The sequence below is a fragment of the Nocardia sp. NPDC057353 genome, from assembly GCF_042667085.1.
Classification (GTDB): domain Bacteria; phylum Actinomycetota; class Actinomycetes; order Mycobacteriales; family Mycobacteriaceae; genus Nocardia.
Map to the genome: position 1 here is coordinate 1 of NZ_JBHVAK010000019.1, position 16,353 is coordinate 16,353.

16 protein-coding genes and 1 pseudogene are annotated in these 16,353 nt (G+C 74.1%); 11 read left to right on the forward strand and 6 right to left on the reverse strand.

The genetic code is table 11. The features are described 5' to 3' along the window. The 5 genes from ACFUUZ_RS12300 to ACFUUZ_RS12320 form a co-directional block, all read right to left on the reverse strand. Positions 1 to 690, reverse strand: a 690-nt coding sequence (locus ACFUUZ_RS12300; protein ID WP_378695352.1) for a hypothetical protein, incomplete at its 3' end; no start/stop codon positions are given. Beyond that, positions 687 to 1,664, reverse strand: coding sequence for a 16S rRNA (cytosine(1402)-N(4))-methyltransferase RsmH (rsmH, locus tag ACFUUZ_RS12305; protein ID WP_378695354.1), 978 nt, complete (start codon positions 1,662 to 1,664; stop codon positions 687 to 689). The genes rsmH and ACFUUZ_RS12300, both read right to left, overlap by 4 nt. Before the next feature lie 145 nt (positions 1,665 to 1,809). Next, complete coding sequence (gene mraZ, locus ACFUUZ_RS12310) at positions 1,810 to 2,241, reverse strand: division/cell wall cluster transcriptional repressor MraZ (protein WP_378695355.1); 432 nt, start codon at positions 2,239 to 2,241, stop codon at positions 1,810 to 1,812. 438 nt (positions 2,242 to 2,679) lie between these two features. After that, positions 2,680 to 3,108, reverse strand: coding sequence for a DUF3040 domain-containing protein (locus tag ACFUUZ_RS12315; RefSeq protein WP_378695357.1), 429 nt, complete (start codon positions 3,106 to 3,108; stop codon positions 2,680 to 2,682). A 169-nt stretch (positions 3,109 to 3,277) separates the two neighbouring features. Then, positions 3,278 to 3,781: an SAV_6107 family HEPN domain-containing protein gene (locus tag ACFUUZ_RS12320; RefSeq protein ID WP_378695359.1), complete on the reverse strand. Its 504-nt coding sequence runs from the start codon at positions 3,779 to 3,781 to the stop codon at positions 3,278 to 3,280. A 199-nt stretch (positions 3,782 to 3,980) separates the two neighbouring features. Here ACFUUZ_RS12320 and ACFUUZ_RS12325 point away from each other — a divergent pair, with 199 nt between their 5' ends. The 5 genes from ACFUUZ_RS12325 to ACFUUZ_RS12345 all read left to right on the forward strand — a co-directional run bounded on the left by ACFUUZ_RS12325 (position 3,981) and on the right by ACFUUZ_RS12345 (position 8,979). Further along, the gene (locus tag ACFUUZ_RS12325) at positions 3,981 to 4,592 is read left to right on the forward strand and encodes a GNAT family N-acetyltransferase (protein WP_378695361.1); all 612 of its coding nucleotides are present in this window, start codon (positions 3,981 to 3,983) and stop codon (positions 4,590 to 4,592) included. Then, on the forward strand, positions 4,589 to 6,157 hold the full coding sequence (locus ACFUUZ_RS12330; RefSeq protein WP_378695362.1) for a phytoene desaturase family protein: 1,569 nt from the start codon (positions 4,589 to 4,591) through the stop codon (positions 6,155 to 6,157). The genes ACFUUZ_RS12325 and ACFUUZ_RS12330 overlap by 4 nt, the downstream gene beginning before the upstream one ends. Then, complete coding sequence (locus ACFUUZ_RS12335) at positions 6,154 to 6,975, forward strand: carotenoid biosynthesis protein (protein WP_378695364.1); 822 nt, start codon at positions 6,154 to 6,156, stop codon at positions 6,973 to 6,975. Before ACFUUZ_RS12330 ends, ACFUUZ_RS12335 begins: the two co-directional genes overlap by 4 nt. Positions 6,976 to 7,073: 98 nt before the next feature. Next, positions 7,074 to 7,796 carry an LppM family (lipo)protein gene (locus ACFUUZ_RS12340; protein ID WP_378695523.1) on the forward strand — a complete coding sequence of 241 codons (723 nt, stop codon included), beginning with the start codon at positions 7,074 to 7,076 and terminating at the stop codon, positions 7,794 to 7,796. A gap of 4 nt (positions 7,797 to 7,800) precedes the next feature. Beyond that, a complete protein-coding gene (locus tag ACFUUZ_RS12345; protein WP_378695366.1) occupies positions 7,801 to 8,979 on the forward strand; it encodes a glycosyltransferase in 1,179 nt (392 codons plus the stop codon). Here ACFUUZ_RS12345 and ACFUUZ_RS12350 read toward each other — a convergent pair. Beyond that, on the reverse strand, positions 8,963 to 9,613 hold the full coding sequence (locus ACFUUZ_RS12350) for a hypothetical protein (protein ID WP_378695368.1): 651 nt from the start codon (positions 9,611 to 9,613) through the stop codon (positions 8,963 to 8,965). The two genes, ACFUUZ_RS12345 and ACFUUZ_RS12350, sit on opposite strands and share 17 nt — an antisense overlap. A gap of 271 nt (positions 9,614 to 9,884) precedes the next feature. Between ACFUUZ_RS12350 and ACFUUZ_RS12355 the strand changes: the two genes are divergently transcribed. The 6 genes and pseudogenes from ACFUUZ_RS12355 to ACFUUZ_RS12380 all read left to right on the forward strand — a co-directional run bounded on the left by ACFUUZ_RS12355 (position 9,885) and on the right by ACFUUZ_RS12380 (position 16,322). Then, positions 9,885 to 10,838 (forward strand): amino acid ABC transporter permease, encoded by a 954-nt coding sequence (locus ACFUUZ_RS12355; protein ID WP_378695370.1) that lies wholly within the window; start codon positions 9,885 to 9,887, stop codon positions 10,836 to 10,838. Beyond that, positions 10,835 to 11,587 (forward strand): annotated as a pseudogene (locus ACFUUZ_RS12360) (amino acid ABC transporter ATP-binding protein); the annotation flags it as partial. The gene ACFUUZ_RS12355 and the pseudogene ACFUUZ_RS12360, both read left to right, overlap by 4 nt. A 149-nt stretch (positions 11,588 to 11,736) precedes the next feature. Further along, positions 11,737 to 12,696, forward strand: coding sequence for an ABC transporter substrate-binding protein (locus tag ACFUUZ_RS12365; protein ID WP_378695372.1), 960 nt, complete (start codon positions 11,737 to 11,739; stop codon positions 12,694 to 12,696). Positions 12,697 to 12,722: 26 nt separating this feature from the next. Further along, positions 12,723 to 14,336 carry an ABC transporter substrate-binding protein gene (locus ACFUUZ_RS12370; protein WP_378695525.1) on the forward strand — a complete coding sequence of 538 codons (1,614 nt, stop codon included), beginning with the start codon at positions 12,723 to 12,725 and terminating at the stop codon, positions 14,334 to 14,336. A 2-nt stretch (positions 14,337 to 14,338) separates the two neighbouring features. Then, complete coding sequence (locus ACFUUZ_RS12375; protein WP_378695373.1) at positions 14,339 to 15,325, forward strand: ABC transporter permease; 987 nt, start codon at positions 14,339 to 14,341, stop codon at positions 15,323 to 15,325. A 178-nt stretch (positions 15,326 to 15,503) separates the two neighbouring features. Continuing rightward, positions 15,504 to 16,322 carry an ABC transporter permease gene (locus tag ACFUUZ_RS12380; RefSeq protein WP_378695527.1) on the forward strand — a complete coding sequence of 273 codons (819 nt, stop codon included), beginning with the start codon at positions 15,504 to 15,506 and terminating at the stop codon, positions 16,320 to 16,322. Positions 16,323 to 16,353 lie beyond the last annotated feature (31 nt).

Below are 16,353 nucleotides of genomic sequence, written 5' to 3' on the forward strand. Positions count from 1 at the left end.
GGCGGGGGTGGTGCCGCGGGTTCCGGGGGCCCCCTGGGGTTCCGGGCCACCGTTGCCCGGTTCGATCGGGACCCCCCGCGACCCGATTTCGCCGCGGGGCCTGGCGGGGCCCGGCGCCGGGGCGGGCGCGGGGGCGGCGGTGCCGGGGAGGGGCAGCGCGGTCACCGGCACGACCCGTTCACCGCGGTTGTTGTTGAGCGGCGGCACCGGCGCACCCTGCGCGGGCGCGGGCTCACCGACCACGGTGACGGTCCCGTCCGGCGCGATCACCAACCGCGCCGGGTCGATCGCCGGGATCATGCCGAGTTCCCGTGCCCGATTGGCGAGTTCGGGCGCCGAATCCGCCGCCTCCACCTCGCGCTGCAGCGCCGCGCGCTCGTCGAGCAGCTTCTGGTTGGCCGCGCGCAGGTCACTGAGCTGGTAGCTGTCCTCGGCGGCGCGGGTGGTGAGCAGCAGCGTGGCGGCGAGCCCGCAGCCGAGCAGCGCGAGGATGACGATCACGAACGGAATCCGCCCCGCCACCCGCACGCTGCGCACCGCGGACTGCGCGGGCAGCAACCCGAGCTGCTCCGCCCGCGCCCGCCTGCGCGTGTACGCCCGCTGCGCCGCACCGGATTTCACCCGCTCCGCGGCCTGCACCCGCCGGGCCAGCCGCCCGGGCGCCGCCGCGGCCCGCGCCCGCACGCTCATGGGGGGGTCCCCTCCTCGATCCGCTCGGCCGCGCGCAACCGCACCGGGGCGGCGCGCGGGTTCTCCTCGATCTCCGCCTCGGTGGCCTTCTCCGACCCGCGGGTGAGCAGCCGGAAGGTCGGCCCCATGCCGGGCAGCTCGACCGGGAGCCCGGCGGGGGTGCGGGAGACCGTGTGCTTCGCCAGTTCCTGTTTGACCACGCGGTCTTCCAGCGACTGGTAGGCGAGCACGACGAGCCGACCGCCGACCCGGAGCGCTTCCAGCGCGGCGGGCAGCGCGGCCCGCAGCGAGTCGAGCTCGGCGTTCACCTCCACCCGCAGCGCCTGGAAGGTGCGCTTGGCGGGGTGCCCACCGGTGCGCCGGGTGGCGGCCGGAATGGTGGCATAGAGCAGTTCGACGAGTTCGGCGCTGTGCGCGAACGGCCGCTGCTGCCTGCGGCGTAGTACAGCGGAAGCGATCTTGCCCGCGAACCGTTCCTCGCCATAGGTTTTCAGCACCCTGGCCAGGTCGCCGTGGCTGTAGGTGTTGAGCACGTCGGCGGCGGTGGGGCCGGTGGTCGGGTCCATCCGCATGTCCAGCGGCGCGTCGACGGAGTAGGCGAAGCCGCGCTCGGCGAGGTCGAGCTGCATGGAGGAGACGCCGAGGTCCATCAGGATCCCGGAGACCCCGCCGGGCGCGACCCCGGCCTGCTCCAGCGCGGCCGGGATGCCGTCGTACCTGGTGTGCACCAGGGTGATCCGGTCGGCGTAGGGCGCGAGCCTGGCACCGGCGAGTTCGAGCGCGGTGGTGTCCCGGTCCAGCCCGATCAGCCGGAGTTCGGGGTAGGTGCGGAGGAAGTGCTCGGCGTGGCCGCCGAGGCCGAGGGTGGCGTCGATATAGACGGCGCCGGGGGCACCGAGCGCGGGGCCGAGGAGGGAATCGCAACGCCGGAGCAGTACGGGCACGTGCCGGGGGCCCGGCTGTGCGTCGTCCACCTCGACCTCCTGGATTCCGGCTGAGAAGCGCTGTCGGCGGCGAATGCGCCGTGGTCTCTGACCGAGGCGCGGCACCTGGCGTCGGGGAAGTACGTCAGGGTCCGCGTCCGGGCAGAGGCCGCACCGCACTCGCCTGCTCCGGGGGCTAGAAGATCGTGCCCAGCGACTCGTTGCTCCCTTGCGCGTAGTCCTCCTCGTGGTCGGCGAGGTAGGACTCCCACGCCTGCTTGTCCCAGATCTCCAGGAACTCGATCGACCCGTTCACCACGCAGTCCCTGGTCAGGTTGGCGTAGCGCCGATGGTCGATCGAGAGGGTGATCCGCCCCTGGGCATCCGGACGCTGCTCGTCGGTGCCCGCCGCCAGTGCGCGAACGAAGGCGCGTGCCTTCGGATCGGTACGGGACGCGGCCGCGGCGCGCCGCGCGAGCTCGGCGAACGCCTCCCGGGGGTAGACGGCAAGGCTGTGGTCCTGACCCTTCGTGACCATCAACCCTCCCGCCAGATCGTCTCGAAATTTTGCGGGCAACGTGAGCCGCCCCTTGTCGTCCAGCCGCGGGGTGTAGGTACCGAAGAACACTTCGATACCTCCCTACCGGAATGAACCGGACGGCCTCGGTGTAGTGCGCGCTCCACATTACCCCACTTTCCCCCACTTTCAATCGAAACCGGAGGTGATCTGGCTCCCCGGAAATCGATCGCCGCAGGTCATTCCAGCTATCACCGGCGTGGGGGGTGCAATGCGTGTTCGACCCGCCGGGCGATTCCTTTCGGCTATGGCTGGAAAACGCTCAGCAAACGCCCTGGTGCGAGGGTTGCGAAGATCGCCGGGCGGCCCGGTGGAGCGGGGTGGGGCACCCCGTGGGGCGGAGTGGGAGACGACACGTTCCGACCGCCCGGCACCCGCCGGGATGCGGCGGCAAATGTCGGCACGCCCGCGACACGCCGACGACGGCGGCGCCGCACCGTGAGGTGTGGCGCCGCCGTCGTCGCTCGCTGTGCGCGGAGGGGCGGAGCGTCAGTCCTGTTCGAACCGCTTGCGGAAGCGGTCCTCCATGCGTTCGGAGAAGCCGCCGCCGGAGCGGCGCTGCTGCCGATTGCCACGAGACCGGTCGCGGCCGCCCGCGGCGCTGCCGCCGGACTCCGCGCCCGCGGCGCGCGCGGCCGCCCGGGAGCCGCCGACCAGCAGCAGGACACCCGCGGCGAACATGACGATGAACCCGACCAGGCTGATGACGGGGAACCCGCCCGGCCGGACCGGTACGGCGATGCCTACGACGAGCAGGACAAGGCCGAGCACGAAGAGCGCCGCGGCCTGCAGTCTCCGGCGACTCGTCGTCGTGCGGAGGCGCCCGCCGCGGACGGACGACGCGAATTTCGGATCCTCAGCATAGAGCGCGCTCTCGATCTGTTCGAGCATGCGCTGCTCGTGCTCGGAGAGTGGCACGGTACCTCCCCCGGCACTAGGGCGTGGCGGTCGCCTATCCCAAGCTGTGCGTAGGCGACAGATAGCCGACCTTGGCGGCTGTCCGCTTCCCATGATACGAGTTCGATCAGGGGCGTACCACCTACTCCGACATAACCACGCCGGTGTCGTGCGCAACTGCCCCGCCGGGTCAAGCCGACATTCCCCCGGTCCACCCCGGAGCCGGGCGCAGCCGGGCCGCGCTGGCCAGCAGATCTTCCACGTCGTGCAGGAACGCGCCGACCCGGGAGTGGAACTCGACCGCCTCCTGCCTGCCGATCTCGCGGTCCAGCCCGGCCTCCAGCGCGGCCCGCAGCTCGGAGTGCGCGCTGAAGTAATCGGCCCACATCACGAACTCGGGGGCGGCGCGCTGCAGCAGCACCCAGGCATTGCGCGAGCGGGCGCGGGGCGCGGTGTCCGCTCCGGTGAACGCGAGCACCGCGCCCGCGCCGCGCAGCGCGGCCAGGTAGGCGGTGCGGAAGCACTCCCGCGGGTCCGGCTCGCCCGCCGCGGCCATGAGCAGGCCGTCGGCCTTCTTCAGCAGGCTGCCCGCCCGGCCGCGGCGGGCGGGCGAATCACCGGTGGGCGGCCCAACCCCGCCCCGGCCCCCGCCGGACGCACCCGGAGCGGAGGAGGTTCGATTGCCGTCGGACATCAGCGGTCCCTCCACACTCGCGCACCTGGTCTATCGTGCTGGCAGGGGCTGAGCAGCAGCCCGGATGGACAGCAGATCGAACAGGCATTCGAACGATTCCATTGACACCGACTATAGAGCGAGCCACCGACATGTCGACCGGATCGGCGATTCCGCAGGCCGGCGCATGTGCATCGACCGCCCCCAGCAGACGGAAGACATGACCGCCGCCACCACCGATCACCAGCCAGCGCCCACCATCGTCGACCTCTCGGTCCCGGTCCTGCGCGCCAGGCTGCCCGACGCACTCGCCGTCTACGTCGCGGCCATGGCCTACCCGCGCGGCACCGAGAACCACCGCGCCCCCATGTGGACCGAGCACACCACCCGGCCGGGCTGGCGCGCGGTGGCGGCGGTACAGCCGGACGAGCACGGCCGGGTCGACCTCGGGTCGGCGCCGATCCTCGCGGTCGCCTACGGCTACCGGGGCGCGCCGCACCAGTGGTGGCATCAGCAGGTGCACGCGGGGATGCGCCGCTGCGGCTGGTCCGAGCAGGCGACCAGGGAGCTGCTCACCGACTACTTCGAGCTCACCGAGCTGCACGTGCACCCGGCGGCGCAGGGCCGCGGGCTGGGCGCGACGCTGCTCACCCGGCTGCTGCAGGACCGGCAGGAGCGCTCGGTGCTGCTCTCCACCCCCGAGGTCGCGGCCGAGGACAACCGGGCCTGGCGGCTCTACCGGCGCACCGGGTTCTCCGACGTGATCAGGCACTTCGTCTTCGCCGGCGACAACCGGCCGTTCGCGGTGCTCGGCCGCTCGCTGCCGCTGTGAGCGCCACCTGCGACGTCGCCGTCGTCGGCTCCGGCCACAATGCCCTGGTCGCCGCCTGCTACCTGGCGCGGGCGGGCGAGCGGGTGGTGGTGCTGGAGCGCGACGAGGTGATCGGTGGCGCGGTCTCCACGGTGGAGCGGTTCCCCGGGTACGCGGTGGACCGCGGCTCGTCGGCGCACCTCATGGTGCGGCACACCGGGATCGTGGAGGAGCTCGAGCTGGACCGGTTCGGGCTGCGCTACGTCGACTGCGACCCGTGGGCCTTCGTGCCCGGCGAGCCGCCGCTGGTCTTCGCCCGCGACCTGGAGCGCACCTGCGCGAGCATCGAGGCGGCCTGCGGCGCGCGCGACGCCGCCGCCTACCGCCGCTTCGTCGAGGTCTGGGGGCCGCGCAGCGCGCGGGTCATGCGGGCCTTCGGGGTGCCGCCGACCGGCGGCAAGCTGGCCCGCGCCTTCTGGGGGCTGAGCGCGCCGGACGGCGGCGCCGCGCTGTCGCGGGAGTTCCTGCAGTCCGGGGACGCGCTGCTCGACGCCACCTTCGCCAGCGAGCGGCTGCGCGCCGCGCTGGCCTGGTTCGGGGCGCAGTCCGGGCCGCCCATGTCCGAGCCGGGCACCGCGCCGATGGTCGGCTTCGCCGCGCTCATGCACACGCTGCCGCCGGGCCGCGCGGTCGGCGGCAGCGGGGCGCTCACCGCCGCGCTCGCCGCCCGGCTCCGGGCCGACGGCGGGGAGCTGCGCACCGGCGACGCGGTGGCGGCGCTGCGCCGGGCCGGGGACGGCTGGGTGGTGCGCACCGAGTCCGGGCAGGTGCTGCACGCCCGCACCGTCGTGGCCGGGGCGCACGTGCTGGAGACGCTGGAGCTGCTCGGCGCGGGCGGGTTCGAGGCCGCGCCGCTGGACGACTGGCGGCGGCGCATCCGGGTCGGGCCCGGCATCGGGATGGTGGTGCGGCTCGGCACCACCGCGCTGCCCCGCTACCCCGGCGCCGACCCGTCGGACTCGGCGACCGGGCTGCAGCTGCTGGTCCGCGACCGGCGCGCGCTCTGGGGCGCGCACGGCGCCGCGCTGGCCGGGCAGCTGCCGCCGCGGCCGGTGGTGCTCGCCATGAGCTTCAGCGCGTTGGACCCCAGCATCGCGCCGCCGGAGCGGCACCAGCTCTCGCTCTGGGCGCAGTGGCACCCGTACCGGCTCGCCGACGGCGACTGGGATTCGCTCGGCGAGCGCGAGGCGGACCGGATCGTGGCCGAGCTGGAGGGCTTCGCCCCCGGGTTCGCGGACACCGTCGAGCACCGGTACACGCAGACCCCGCTCGACCTGGAGCGCGAGCTCGGGCTGCGCGGCGGGAACGTCATGCACGTGGAGATGTCGCTGGACCAGATGATGATGTGGCGGCCGCTGCCCGAGTTGGCGCAGGGCACCGTGCCCGGCGCGCCGGGGCTGTACCTCACCGGCGCCTCCACGCACCCGGGCGGCGGGGTCTCCGGCGCCGCCGGGCGGCGCACCGCACAGGCGGTGCTCGGCCGCGGCGGTCCGCTGCGCCGCCTGGCGCGGGGTAAGCGACGGTGAACTCGCTCCGGCGGGTGGCGCAGGGCGCGCCGGTCGCGGCGCTGCTCGCGGCGCTGCTGGTCGCGGCCCAGATCGCCTACCCGCTCACCGACGGCACCGCGCGCGACCGGGTCACCACGCTCGTGGTCGTGCTGCTCGCGGGCACCGCGCTGGCGCACGCGGTGGCGGCGTTCGGCGCGGCCTACGCGCTGCGCACGCTGGCCATCCTCTCCGGGATCGGGCTGCTCTCCGAGCTGATCGGCACCGCCACCGGCTACCCGTTCGGCTGCTACGCCTACGCCGTCGGCAAGCTGGAACCGGCGCTGGCCGACGTGCCGCTCGCCGTCCCGCTGGCCTGGACCGGCGGCGTCTACCCGGTCTGGGTGGTGGCGGGGCTGCTCTGCCGGACCCCGCTCGCCCGCATCGCGCTCACCGCGGTGGGCGCCGTCGGCTGGGACCTCTTCCTCGACCCGCAGATGGTGACCAACGGCCAGTGGACCTGGTGCGTCACCGACGCCGGGCTGCCGGGGCTGCCCGCCATCCCGCTCACCAACTACCTCGGCTGGTTCCTGGTGGCGCTGCTCATGGGCGCGCTCATGACCGCCTCCGAGCGCAGGGCCCGGCGCGGCCGCGGGACCCCGGGTGCCGGGCCCGCGGTGCCGGTCGCGGTGTTCCTCTGGACCTGGCTCGGCTCCGCCCTGGCGCACCTGGCCTTTCTCGGGCTGCCGTGGTCGGCCGGGTACGGGCTCGTCGGCATGGGCCTGTTGGGAGTTCCACTGCTGGTCCATGCCGCGCGGAGCGCCGCGCGGAACCGGGCCGCCCGTCGCGTGGCACCCTGAGCGGCGCGCCTGGCACGATGTGAGCCGTGCAACCGAGTCCCCGCTCCGTCGTGCCCGTCGCTCCGGCCCGTCCCGGGCCCCCGCGCGGGCTCCGCGCCGTGCTCCGCTCCCGGCCCGCCCGCACCCGGCTGATCGGCGCGCTGCTGCTGGCGAGCCTGCTGGTCCCGGCGCTGGCGGGCTGCCTGCGCGCGCAGGTCTCGATGGGTGTCTCCTCGAACGACCGGGTCTCCGGGCGGATCGTGGCCGCCGTCGTCCCGGTGGAGCCGAGCGACAAGGGCCCGCAGCTGACCGTGCCGGAGACGCTGGCGGGCAAGCTCAGGGTGGAGGCGTACAGCCAGGACGGCTACGTCGGCAGCCAGGTCTTCTTCGACGACCTGTCGTTCGGCGAGGTGCAGCAGCTCTCCGGGCTCTCCGAGCAGACCCAGGGCATGTTCCAGCTGCAGTTCACCCGCACCGGCGACCTGGTCAGCCTGCTCGGCCGGGTCGACCTGGAGACGCTGCCGCCGCACGGCTCCGACGTGCAGTTCACCGTGGCCTTCCCGGCCAGGGTGGCCAAGACCAACGGCAACCGCGAGGGCGACGACGTCGTCTCCTGGAAGCTGCCCGCCGGTGACGTCTCCACGCTGCGCGCCGAGGTGAGCTACGCCGACCCGAACACCCGCTCGTTCGCGGGCTGGGCCGGGATCATGGGCGGCATCACGCTCGCCGTCGCCGCCATGGTGGCGGCGGTGGCGTACCTGGACCGCAACCCGCCGGTCCCCGGCGCGCCGAAGGGGTTCACCCCCGGCCGCTGGTTGAGCTCGGTGCGCGGGAACCGCTGAGCGGATGGTCCTTCGCGCTGCCGCGCGGGTGTTGCGCGGCGCATCGGTTCCCACCGTGCGGGCGGGCGCGGCGCTGGCCGGGGTGAGCGCGCTGCTCGCCGGGTACAACCTGGCGACCGTGCGCAGGCTCCCGCCGCCGGGCGCCGCCGTGCTGGAGCCGGTGACGGTCTGCGTCCCGGCCCGCGACGAGGTCGCCCTGCTCCCCCGGCTGATCACCGATCTGCGCGCGCAGACCGGGGTCCCCCGAATGCGGGTGCTGATCCTGGACGACGCCTCCACCGACGGCACCGAGGAGGCGGCCCGCCGCGCGGCGGGCGGCGACCCGCGGATCACCGTGCTGCGCTCGGACCGCGAGCCCCCGCCCGGCTGGACCGGCAAGGCCGCCGCCTGCGCCCGCCTCGCCGAACTCGCCGACAGCCCGGTCCTGGTCTTCCTGGACGCCGACGTCCGGCTCGCCCCCGGCGCCGTCGCCGCCGCGGTCACCGCGCTGCGCGCCGACCACCTCGGCCTGCTCTCCCCCTGGCCGCACCAGCTGGCGGGCACCTGCTACGAGGCGCTGCTGCAGCCGCTGCTGGTCTGGTCGTGGGGATCGACGCTCCCGGTCCGGCTCGCCGAGCGCGGCCTGCGCACCTCCACCGCGCTCGGCTGCGGCCAGTTCCTGGTCATGGACACCGCCGCCTACCGCGCCGCGGGCGGCCACGAGGTGGTCGCCGCCAGCGCCACCGAGGACATCGACCTGGCCCGCGCCCTGCGCCGCGCGGGCCACCGCACCGCCGTCGCCGCCGCGGGCCCGCACGCCCGCACCCGCATGTACCGCGGCGCCGCCGCCCTCGACGCCGGCTACACCCGCTGGCTCTGGTCCGCCTACGGCGGCTCCCCCGCCGCCGCCATCGCCGTCGGCGCCGTCGCCGCCATCGCCTACGAACTCCCCCCGCTCGCCGCGCTCCTCGCCCGCGGCCCCGCCCGCCGCGCGGGCGCCGCGGGCTACGCCCTCGCCGTCACCGCCCGCCTCCTGGCCCGCACCCTCGACACCGGCCGCCGCCCCGCCCCCGCCGACGTCGCCTCCGCCCTCGCCCACCCCCTCGCGATCGCCGCCTACGCCCGCCTCTCGGTCCGCTCGCACCGCGCCAAGGCCCGCGACCAACTGCGCTGGAAGGACCGCACCCTCACGGAACGTTCGTGATCCCAACGGTCGGGAGGAAGAAGCAGGTCGTGTCGCCGTTGCGGACCGAGCCGAAGACGGCGGCGAGGACGGTGCCCCGGCCGGTGTCGACCGGGACCGCGCGGACGCCGCCGACCGGGATGGCCCTGGTGAGGAAGTCGCGCACGGCGGCTTCGGCGATGGCGCGCAGCTCGGGCGGGAGGCCGGCGGGGAGCAGCCCCGCGGCGACGTCGCCGAGCGAGCCCATGGCGGCGGCGCCGCTGCGGCCGGTCGCGGTGTTGAGCCAGAGGACCTGCATGCCGGAGCCGTCGGTGCTGCCCGCGGGCAGGAAGGTGAACATGACCTGGCCCGCGCGGACGGCGGCCTGGTCCAGCCCCGGGATGGGGAGCAGCGCGCCGGGCCAGGGGCCGGGCACCGCGCCCGCGACGGCGGGCACCAGCCCGAGCGGCGCGCCGTCGGCGCAGAACGGCGCCGCGGTCGGGTACAGGAAGGGCTGGACGCCGAGCGCGCCGAGGGTCTCGACGATCGTCCGGTAGGCGGCGAGCGGGTCACCGGGGGCGGGCGCGGCGGCGGCGAGCCCTGGGGTGCCCGCCAGCGCGAGGGTGAGCGCGGCGACGGCGGCACCGCGGGCGAGCGAACGCTTCGGCAGGCGCATGGCGGGCACTCCTCGACATCGATGAGGCCACGGACGCTACCGGGCTACTGCCCCGAACCCAGGCAACCGCGCCGGGCAAACACGCAGCAATCAAGAAAAGGTATGTGCGTGTCCCCCTCGGCCCCCACATTCTCCGCAGCCCCCGAGCCGGAGTGAAGGACTCCGTTCACGGTGATTTCTACCCTCGACCGCCACCGCCGCCTGCTCGCATGATGACTCGGCTCGAGCTACCGCCGGGACCGATGGAGGAACGACACATGAGGACCCCGCGATGAGTGCGTCCGTCACCGCGGCGCCGCCGCGGCAGCAGGACGACCCGGAGCTGCCCGCCGTCGCCAGGCAGTACCACCCGTGGCGCTGGGTGGTGGCGATCGCGGCGCTGGTGGTGGTGGCGCAGTTCGCGCACGGGCTGATCACCAACCCCGGCTGGGACTGGCCGACCTTCGCGCAGTACTTCACCGCCGATTCGGTGCTGGCCGCGCTGCAGGTCACCATCGAGCTCACGCTGTGGGGCACGGTGCTCGGGTTCGTGCTCGGCACCCTGGTCGCCGTCGGGCGGCTCTCGAACAACCCGGTGCTGCAAGTGATCGCGTGGACCTACGTCTGGGCCTTCCGCTCCATCCCGCTGATCGTGCAGCTGCTCTTCTGGTTCAACATCGCCTACCTGTACAAGCACCTCTCGATCGGCATCCCGTTCGGCCCGGCTTTCGTCGACTTCGAGGTCAACGGCGTGATCAGCGGCTTCACCGCCGCGGTGATCGGGCTGGCGCTGCACCAGGCCGCCTACGCCGCCGAGATCATCAGGGCGGGGTACCTCGCGGTCGACCCGGGCCAGCTGGAAGCCTCGGCGGCGCTCGGCATCCCGCGGTGGCGGCAATTCCGGACGGTGATCGCGCCGCAGGCCATGCGCTCGATCCTGCCGAACGCGACCAACGAGGTGATCAGCCTGTTCAAGGGCACCTCGATCGTCTCGGTGATGGCGATCGCCGAGCTCTTCTACCAGGTCCAGGTGATCTTCGGCCGGAGCGGGCGGGTGGTGCCGCTGCTCATGGTGGCCACCGTCTGGTACGTGGTGCTCACCACGGTGCTCTCGATCGTGCAGTACTACCTGGAGCGGCACTACGCCAAGGGCGCAACCAGGGAGTTGCCGCCGACGCCGCTGCAGCGGGTGCGCGCGTTCCTGAGCGAGGCCACCACCGCCGTGCCGCGCGGGGCCACCCGATGACCGCCGCGGTCGAGCTGCGCGGCGTGCGCAAGGGTTTCGGCGCCACCCCGGTGCTGCGCGGGATCGACCTGACCGTGCGCCCCGGCGAGGTGGTCGCGCTGATCGGCCCGTCCGGGTCGGGCAAGTCGACGCTGCTGCGGGTGCTCAACCACCTGGAGCCGCTGGACGCGGGCACCGTGCACGTGGCGGGCGAGCTCATCGGCTACCGGCTGCGCGGCGGCAAGCTGCACGCACTGCCGGACCGCGAGGTGCGCAGGCAGCGCTCCCGGATCGGCTTCGTCTTCCAGCAGTTCAACCTCTTCGGCCACCTGACCGTGCTGGACAACGTCACCCTCGCCCCGCGCTCCGCGCAGCGCAGGCCGCGCGCCGAGGTCGAGGCCGAGGCGCGGACGCTGCTGGAGCGGGTCGGGATCGGCGCCTTCGCCGACGCCTACCCGCGCAGGCTCTCCGGCGGGCAGCAGCAGCGGGTGGCGATCGCCCGCGCGCTGGCGCTTCGCCCCCCGGTGATCCTCTTCGACGAGCCGACCTCCGCGCTCGACCCCGAGCTGGTCGGCGAGGTGCTCGCGGTGATCCGCGACCTCGCGCACGGCGGCACCGCGCTGGTCATCGTGACGCACGAGATCGCCTTCGCCCGCGAGATCGCCGACACCGTGGTCTTCCTGGACGACGGCGTGATCGTCGAGCAGGGCCCGCCCGCGCAGGTGCTCGACGCCCCCGAACACGCACGCACCCGGGCCTTCCTGGCCCGTTTCCGCGGGAGCGGGTCAGGCCCGGAGGCGGGAGCGCAGCGTAGCCCCGCAGGGCCCCCGCTCGTGCGACAGGAAAACGGCGCCGCCGACCGGCAGGCCCCGTCCGATGAGCGCCCTTCGCCTGGCGCCCCGATCCGAACAGGTACCCGATGAAGCTCACCGCCCTCGCCGGCCTCGCCGCCGCCGTGACCCTGCTGGTCACCGGCTGCGGCGGCCCCGAGCAGGCCGACCAGGTGCAGACCGCCGACGGCGTCGTCTTCGATCTCTCGCCCGCCCAGGAGGGCCGGGTCCGGGTGGCGAAGGTGGACGAGATCGCGGCGCTGGTGCCGCAGCCGATCCGGGACCGCGGCACGCTGGTGGTGACCGGCTCGTCGAACACCACGCCGCCGCTGCGCTTCTACGCCACCGACGACAAGACCGTGGTCGGCTCCGAGATCGACTTCGCGCAGCTGGTCGCGGATGTGCTCGGGCTGGAGCTGGACATCCAGGTCGCGGATTGGTCGAACAACTTCGTCCGGGTCGACTCCGGCGAGGTGGACGTCTTCATCAGCAATGTCACCGTCACCGAGGAGCGCAAAGAGAAGTACGACTTCGCCACCTACCGGCAGGACAATGTCGCGCTGGAGGTGCCCGCGGAGGGCGGCCTGGAGTACAAGGACCGGACCAGCCTGGCGGGCAGGCGGATCGGCGTCGGCACCGGCACCAACCAGGAGCAGCTGCTGGTGCGCTGGAACGAGCAGAACCTGGCCGAGGGGCTCGCCCCCATCGAGATCGCCTACTACCAGCAGACCAGCGACTACTACCTGGCGCTCGCCTCCGGCCGACTGGACGGCTACATCGGCCCCAACCCGAGCGCGGTCTACCACTCCACCACCACGAAGGAGTCGAGGATCGTCGCCACCTTCTCCGGCGCGGGCGAGCAGCTGCAGGGCGAGATCGCGGTGCTCACCCGCAAGGACAACGGGCTGATCGGCCCGATCCATGCGGCGCTGCAGCACGTGATCGCGGACGGCAGCTATCGGAAGGTGATCGACCGCTGGTCGCTGCAGAGCGAGGCGCTGCCCGCATCGCGGATCAACCCGCCCGGCCTGCCGAAGAAGCAGCCGTGACCCGCCGAGACCACCGGAGCCGCACCGTGATCCGTCCCCTCGCCGCGCTCGCCGCCACCGCCGCGGCCGCCGCCGTGCTGACCGGCTGCGGTGGCGACACCGGCGGCTCCGGCGCGGACGCCGGGCCGCCGCAGCCGGGCGGCACGCTGCGCTACGGCCTCTCCCAGGCCCCGACCTGCGCCGACCCGGCCCAGGCAGGCAGCAACCAGACCATCTACGTGACCAGGCAGGTCGTCGACTCGCTGACCGACCAGGACCCGCGGACCGGCGAGCTGAAGCCGTGGCTGGCGCGCAGCTGGGAGATCTCCCCGGACGCCACCACCTTCACCTTCACCCTCGCCGAGAACGCGACCTTCAGCGACGGCAGCCCGGTGACCGCCGACTCGGTCAAGCGCACCTTCGACGCCGTCGGCCGGATCGGCGCGGCCAAGGCGCCGCTGGCCGCCAGCTACCTCACCGGCTACACCGGGACCACGGTGCTGGACCAGCGCACCGCGCGGGTCGCCTTCGACCGCCCCAATGCCCAGTTCCTGCAGGGCTCATCGACCTCGCAGCTCGGCATCCTCGCCGAGGCCACCAACGCGGCCGCCCCCGAGGAGCGCTGCCAGGGCGAGAAGATCATCGGCAGCGGGCCGTTCACCTACGCCTCCTACACCCAGAACGTCTCCGCGACGCTGGTCAAGCGGGCCGGGTACGCCTGGGGCTCCGAGGTCTTCGGCCACGACGGCGAGGCCCACCTGGACCGGATCGAGTTCACCGTGGTCCCGGAGTCCGGGGTGCGCACCGGCAGCCTCTCCTCGAACCAGCTGGACGCGGTGAGCGACGCGCTGCCGCAGGACGCCCCGCAGATCGAGGCCACCGGCGGCAGCGTGCTCACCACCGCCAACCCGGGCGTGGTGTTCGGGTTGCAGCCCAATGTGACCCGCGGCCCACTGCGCGACCCCGCGGTCCGCGCGGCGCTGCTCACCGCGATCGATCGGCAGGAGCTGATCGACACCGTGCTCGGCCCGCAGTTCGCCACCGCCACCAGCGTGCTCGGTGCGAAAACCCCCGGCTATCAGGATCTCTCCGCCCGCCTGAGGTTCGACCAGGCCGCCACGAAGGCCGCGCTCGACCAGGCCGGGTGGGTGCCAGGCGCCGACGGGATCCGGGCCAGGGACGGGGAGCGGTTGAGCTTCGGCGTCACCTTCAGCCAGGTCTTCGCGGGCAACCAGGCGATCCTGGAGCTGGTGCAGCAGCAGCTGCGCCAGGTCGGGGTGGACCTGCGGCTGGAGCTGGTCTCCCAGGGCGAGTACACCGCGCGGCAGAACTCCGGCGACTTCGACTCGGTCTACTACAACTCGACCAGGGCCGACGGCGACATCCTGCGCGCCACCTTCGGGCTGGACGGCCGCAACCTGAACCGCCGCGCCGCGATCCCCGCGCTGGACCAGACGCTCGACGCCCAGCTGCGCACCGTGGACACGGCGGCCCGCGCCGAGCTCATCCGCACCGCGCAGGGTCAGGTGCTCGACGCCGGGCTGTGGCTCCCCACCATCGAGCTGTCGCAGGCGATCGGGGTCGGGCCGAACACCAACGACCTGAAGTTCGAGGCGTCGGCGCGGCTGCAGTTCTTCGATGCCTGGCTGAGCGGGCGCTGATCGTGGCGCGCTATCTGGGTGGGCGGCTGCTGCAGGCGGTGTGGGTGCTGTGGGCGACCTTCACGGTCTCCTTCATCGTGCTCTACCTGCTGCCCGCCGACCCGGTGGCGATCGCGGCGGACGGCGGGGCGGGGAACTCGCCCGTCGACGTCGCCGCCATCGACGAGCTCCGCGCCCGCTACGGGCTGGACAAGCCGCTCTGGGAGCAGTACCTGAGCGCGCTGGGGAACGCGCTGCACGGCGACTTCGGCCGCTCGGTGGCGACCGGGCAGCCGGTCACCGACGCCATCCTCGAGGTACTCCCCGCCACGCTCGGGCTGACCACCCTCGCGCTGGTGTTCGCGCTGGTGGGCGGGGTCGCGGTGGCCGTGGCGGCGAGCTCGACCCGGGTGCCGCGGCTGCGTACCGCGCTGCTCGCGCTGCCGCCGGTCGCGGTGGCGGTGCCGACCTTCTGGACCGGGCTGCTCCTGCTGCAGCTCTTCTCCTTCCGGCTGCACTGGGCGCCCGCCTTCGGCGGCTCCGGGCTGCGCGGCACGGTGCTGCCCGCGATCACCCTGGCGCTGCCGATCGGCGCGGTGCTCGCGCAGGTGCTGGCGGCCGGTTTCGCGACCACCTGGCGGCAGCCGTTCACCGCGGTGGCGCTGGCCAAGGGCGCCTCCCGGCGCCGGGTGCAGTGGCGGCACGTCACCCGGCCCGCGGCGGTGCCCGCGCTCACCATCGCGGGCGTGCTGGTCGGCACCATGCTGGCCGGGTCGGTGGTGGTGGAGACGGTCTTCGCCCGGCCGGGGCTCGGGCGGCTCACCCAGACCTCGGTGCTGGCCCAGGACATTCCGGTGGTGCAGGGGATCGTGCTGGTCACCGCGCTGGTCTTCGTCGTCGTGAACCTCGCCGTCGACCTGCTCTACCCGCTGCTCGACCCGCGGATCGCCACGGTCGGCGGGCGGGAGCGGGCGAACGAGGCGCTCGAGGAGGTGGCGGCCCGTGGTTGAGCTGCTGAAGCAGGGCGGGTCCGGGCGCCGCGGCCCGGACGCGGCGCAGGCGGGCGGGTCCACCACGGCCCCGGACGGCGGTTCGACCACGGGGCGGGCCGGCGGCACGGACGCGGCGGGGAAGTCGGGCGCCGGACTGGTCGCGGGCGACCGCGGATCGGGCTCCCTCCCGGACCGGGTGCGGCGGGCCGCTCGCGGACTGCGCGGCCGGATCCCGCTGGTCCTGTCGGTGCTGGTGCTGCTGGTCGTGGTGGGCTGGGCGCTGGCGCCGTCGTTCTTCGCGAGCGGCGACCCGCTCACCGGCGTGCCGCGGGAGAAGTTCAGCGCGCCGAGCGCGGCGCACTGGTTCGGCACCGACAACCTGGGCCGCGACCTCTACACCCGGATGGTGCACGGCGCCGCCGCCTCGCTCTCCGCGACGCTGCTCGCGGTCGGCATCGCCCTGGTCGCGGGCACCCTGCTCGGCCTGCTCGCCGGCGCCGCGGGCGGCATCGTCGACGCCGCGGTCATGCGCGTGGTCGACGTGCTGCTCTCCATCCCCCAGCTGCTGCTGGCGCTGGCCCTGGTCACCGCGCTCGGCTTCGGGACGACGAATGTCGCGATCGCCGTCGGCATCTCGCTGGTCGCCAACTTCGCCAGGGTGATGCGCTCGGAGGTGCTGCGGGTGCGGCACGCCGACTACGTGGAGGCGGCGCACGCCTCCGGGGTGCGCTGGTACGCCAACCTGGCCGGGCACGTGCTGCCGAACTCGTACCAGCCGGTGCTCGCGCTGGCCACGGTCGAGTTCGGGATGGCGGTGCTCGCCGTCTCGGCGCTGAGCTTCCTCGGCTACGGCGCCGAGCCGCCGGACCCGGAGTGGGGCTCGCTCATCTCCGAGGGCCGCAACTTCCTCGCCACCGCCTGGTGGATGACGACCCTGCCCGGGTTGGTGATCGTGGCGGTCGTGCTCGCCGCACAGCAGGCGGGCCGCGCCCTGAGCCGGGAGGACGCCGCATGATCGCGTCAGGCCCGGAGGCGGGAGCGCAGCT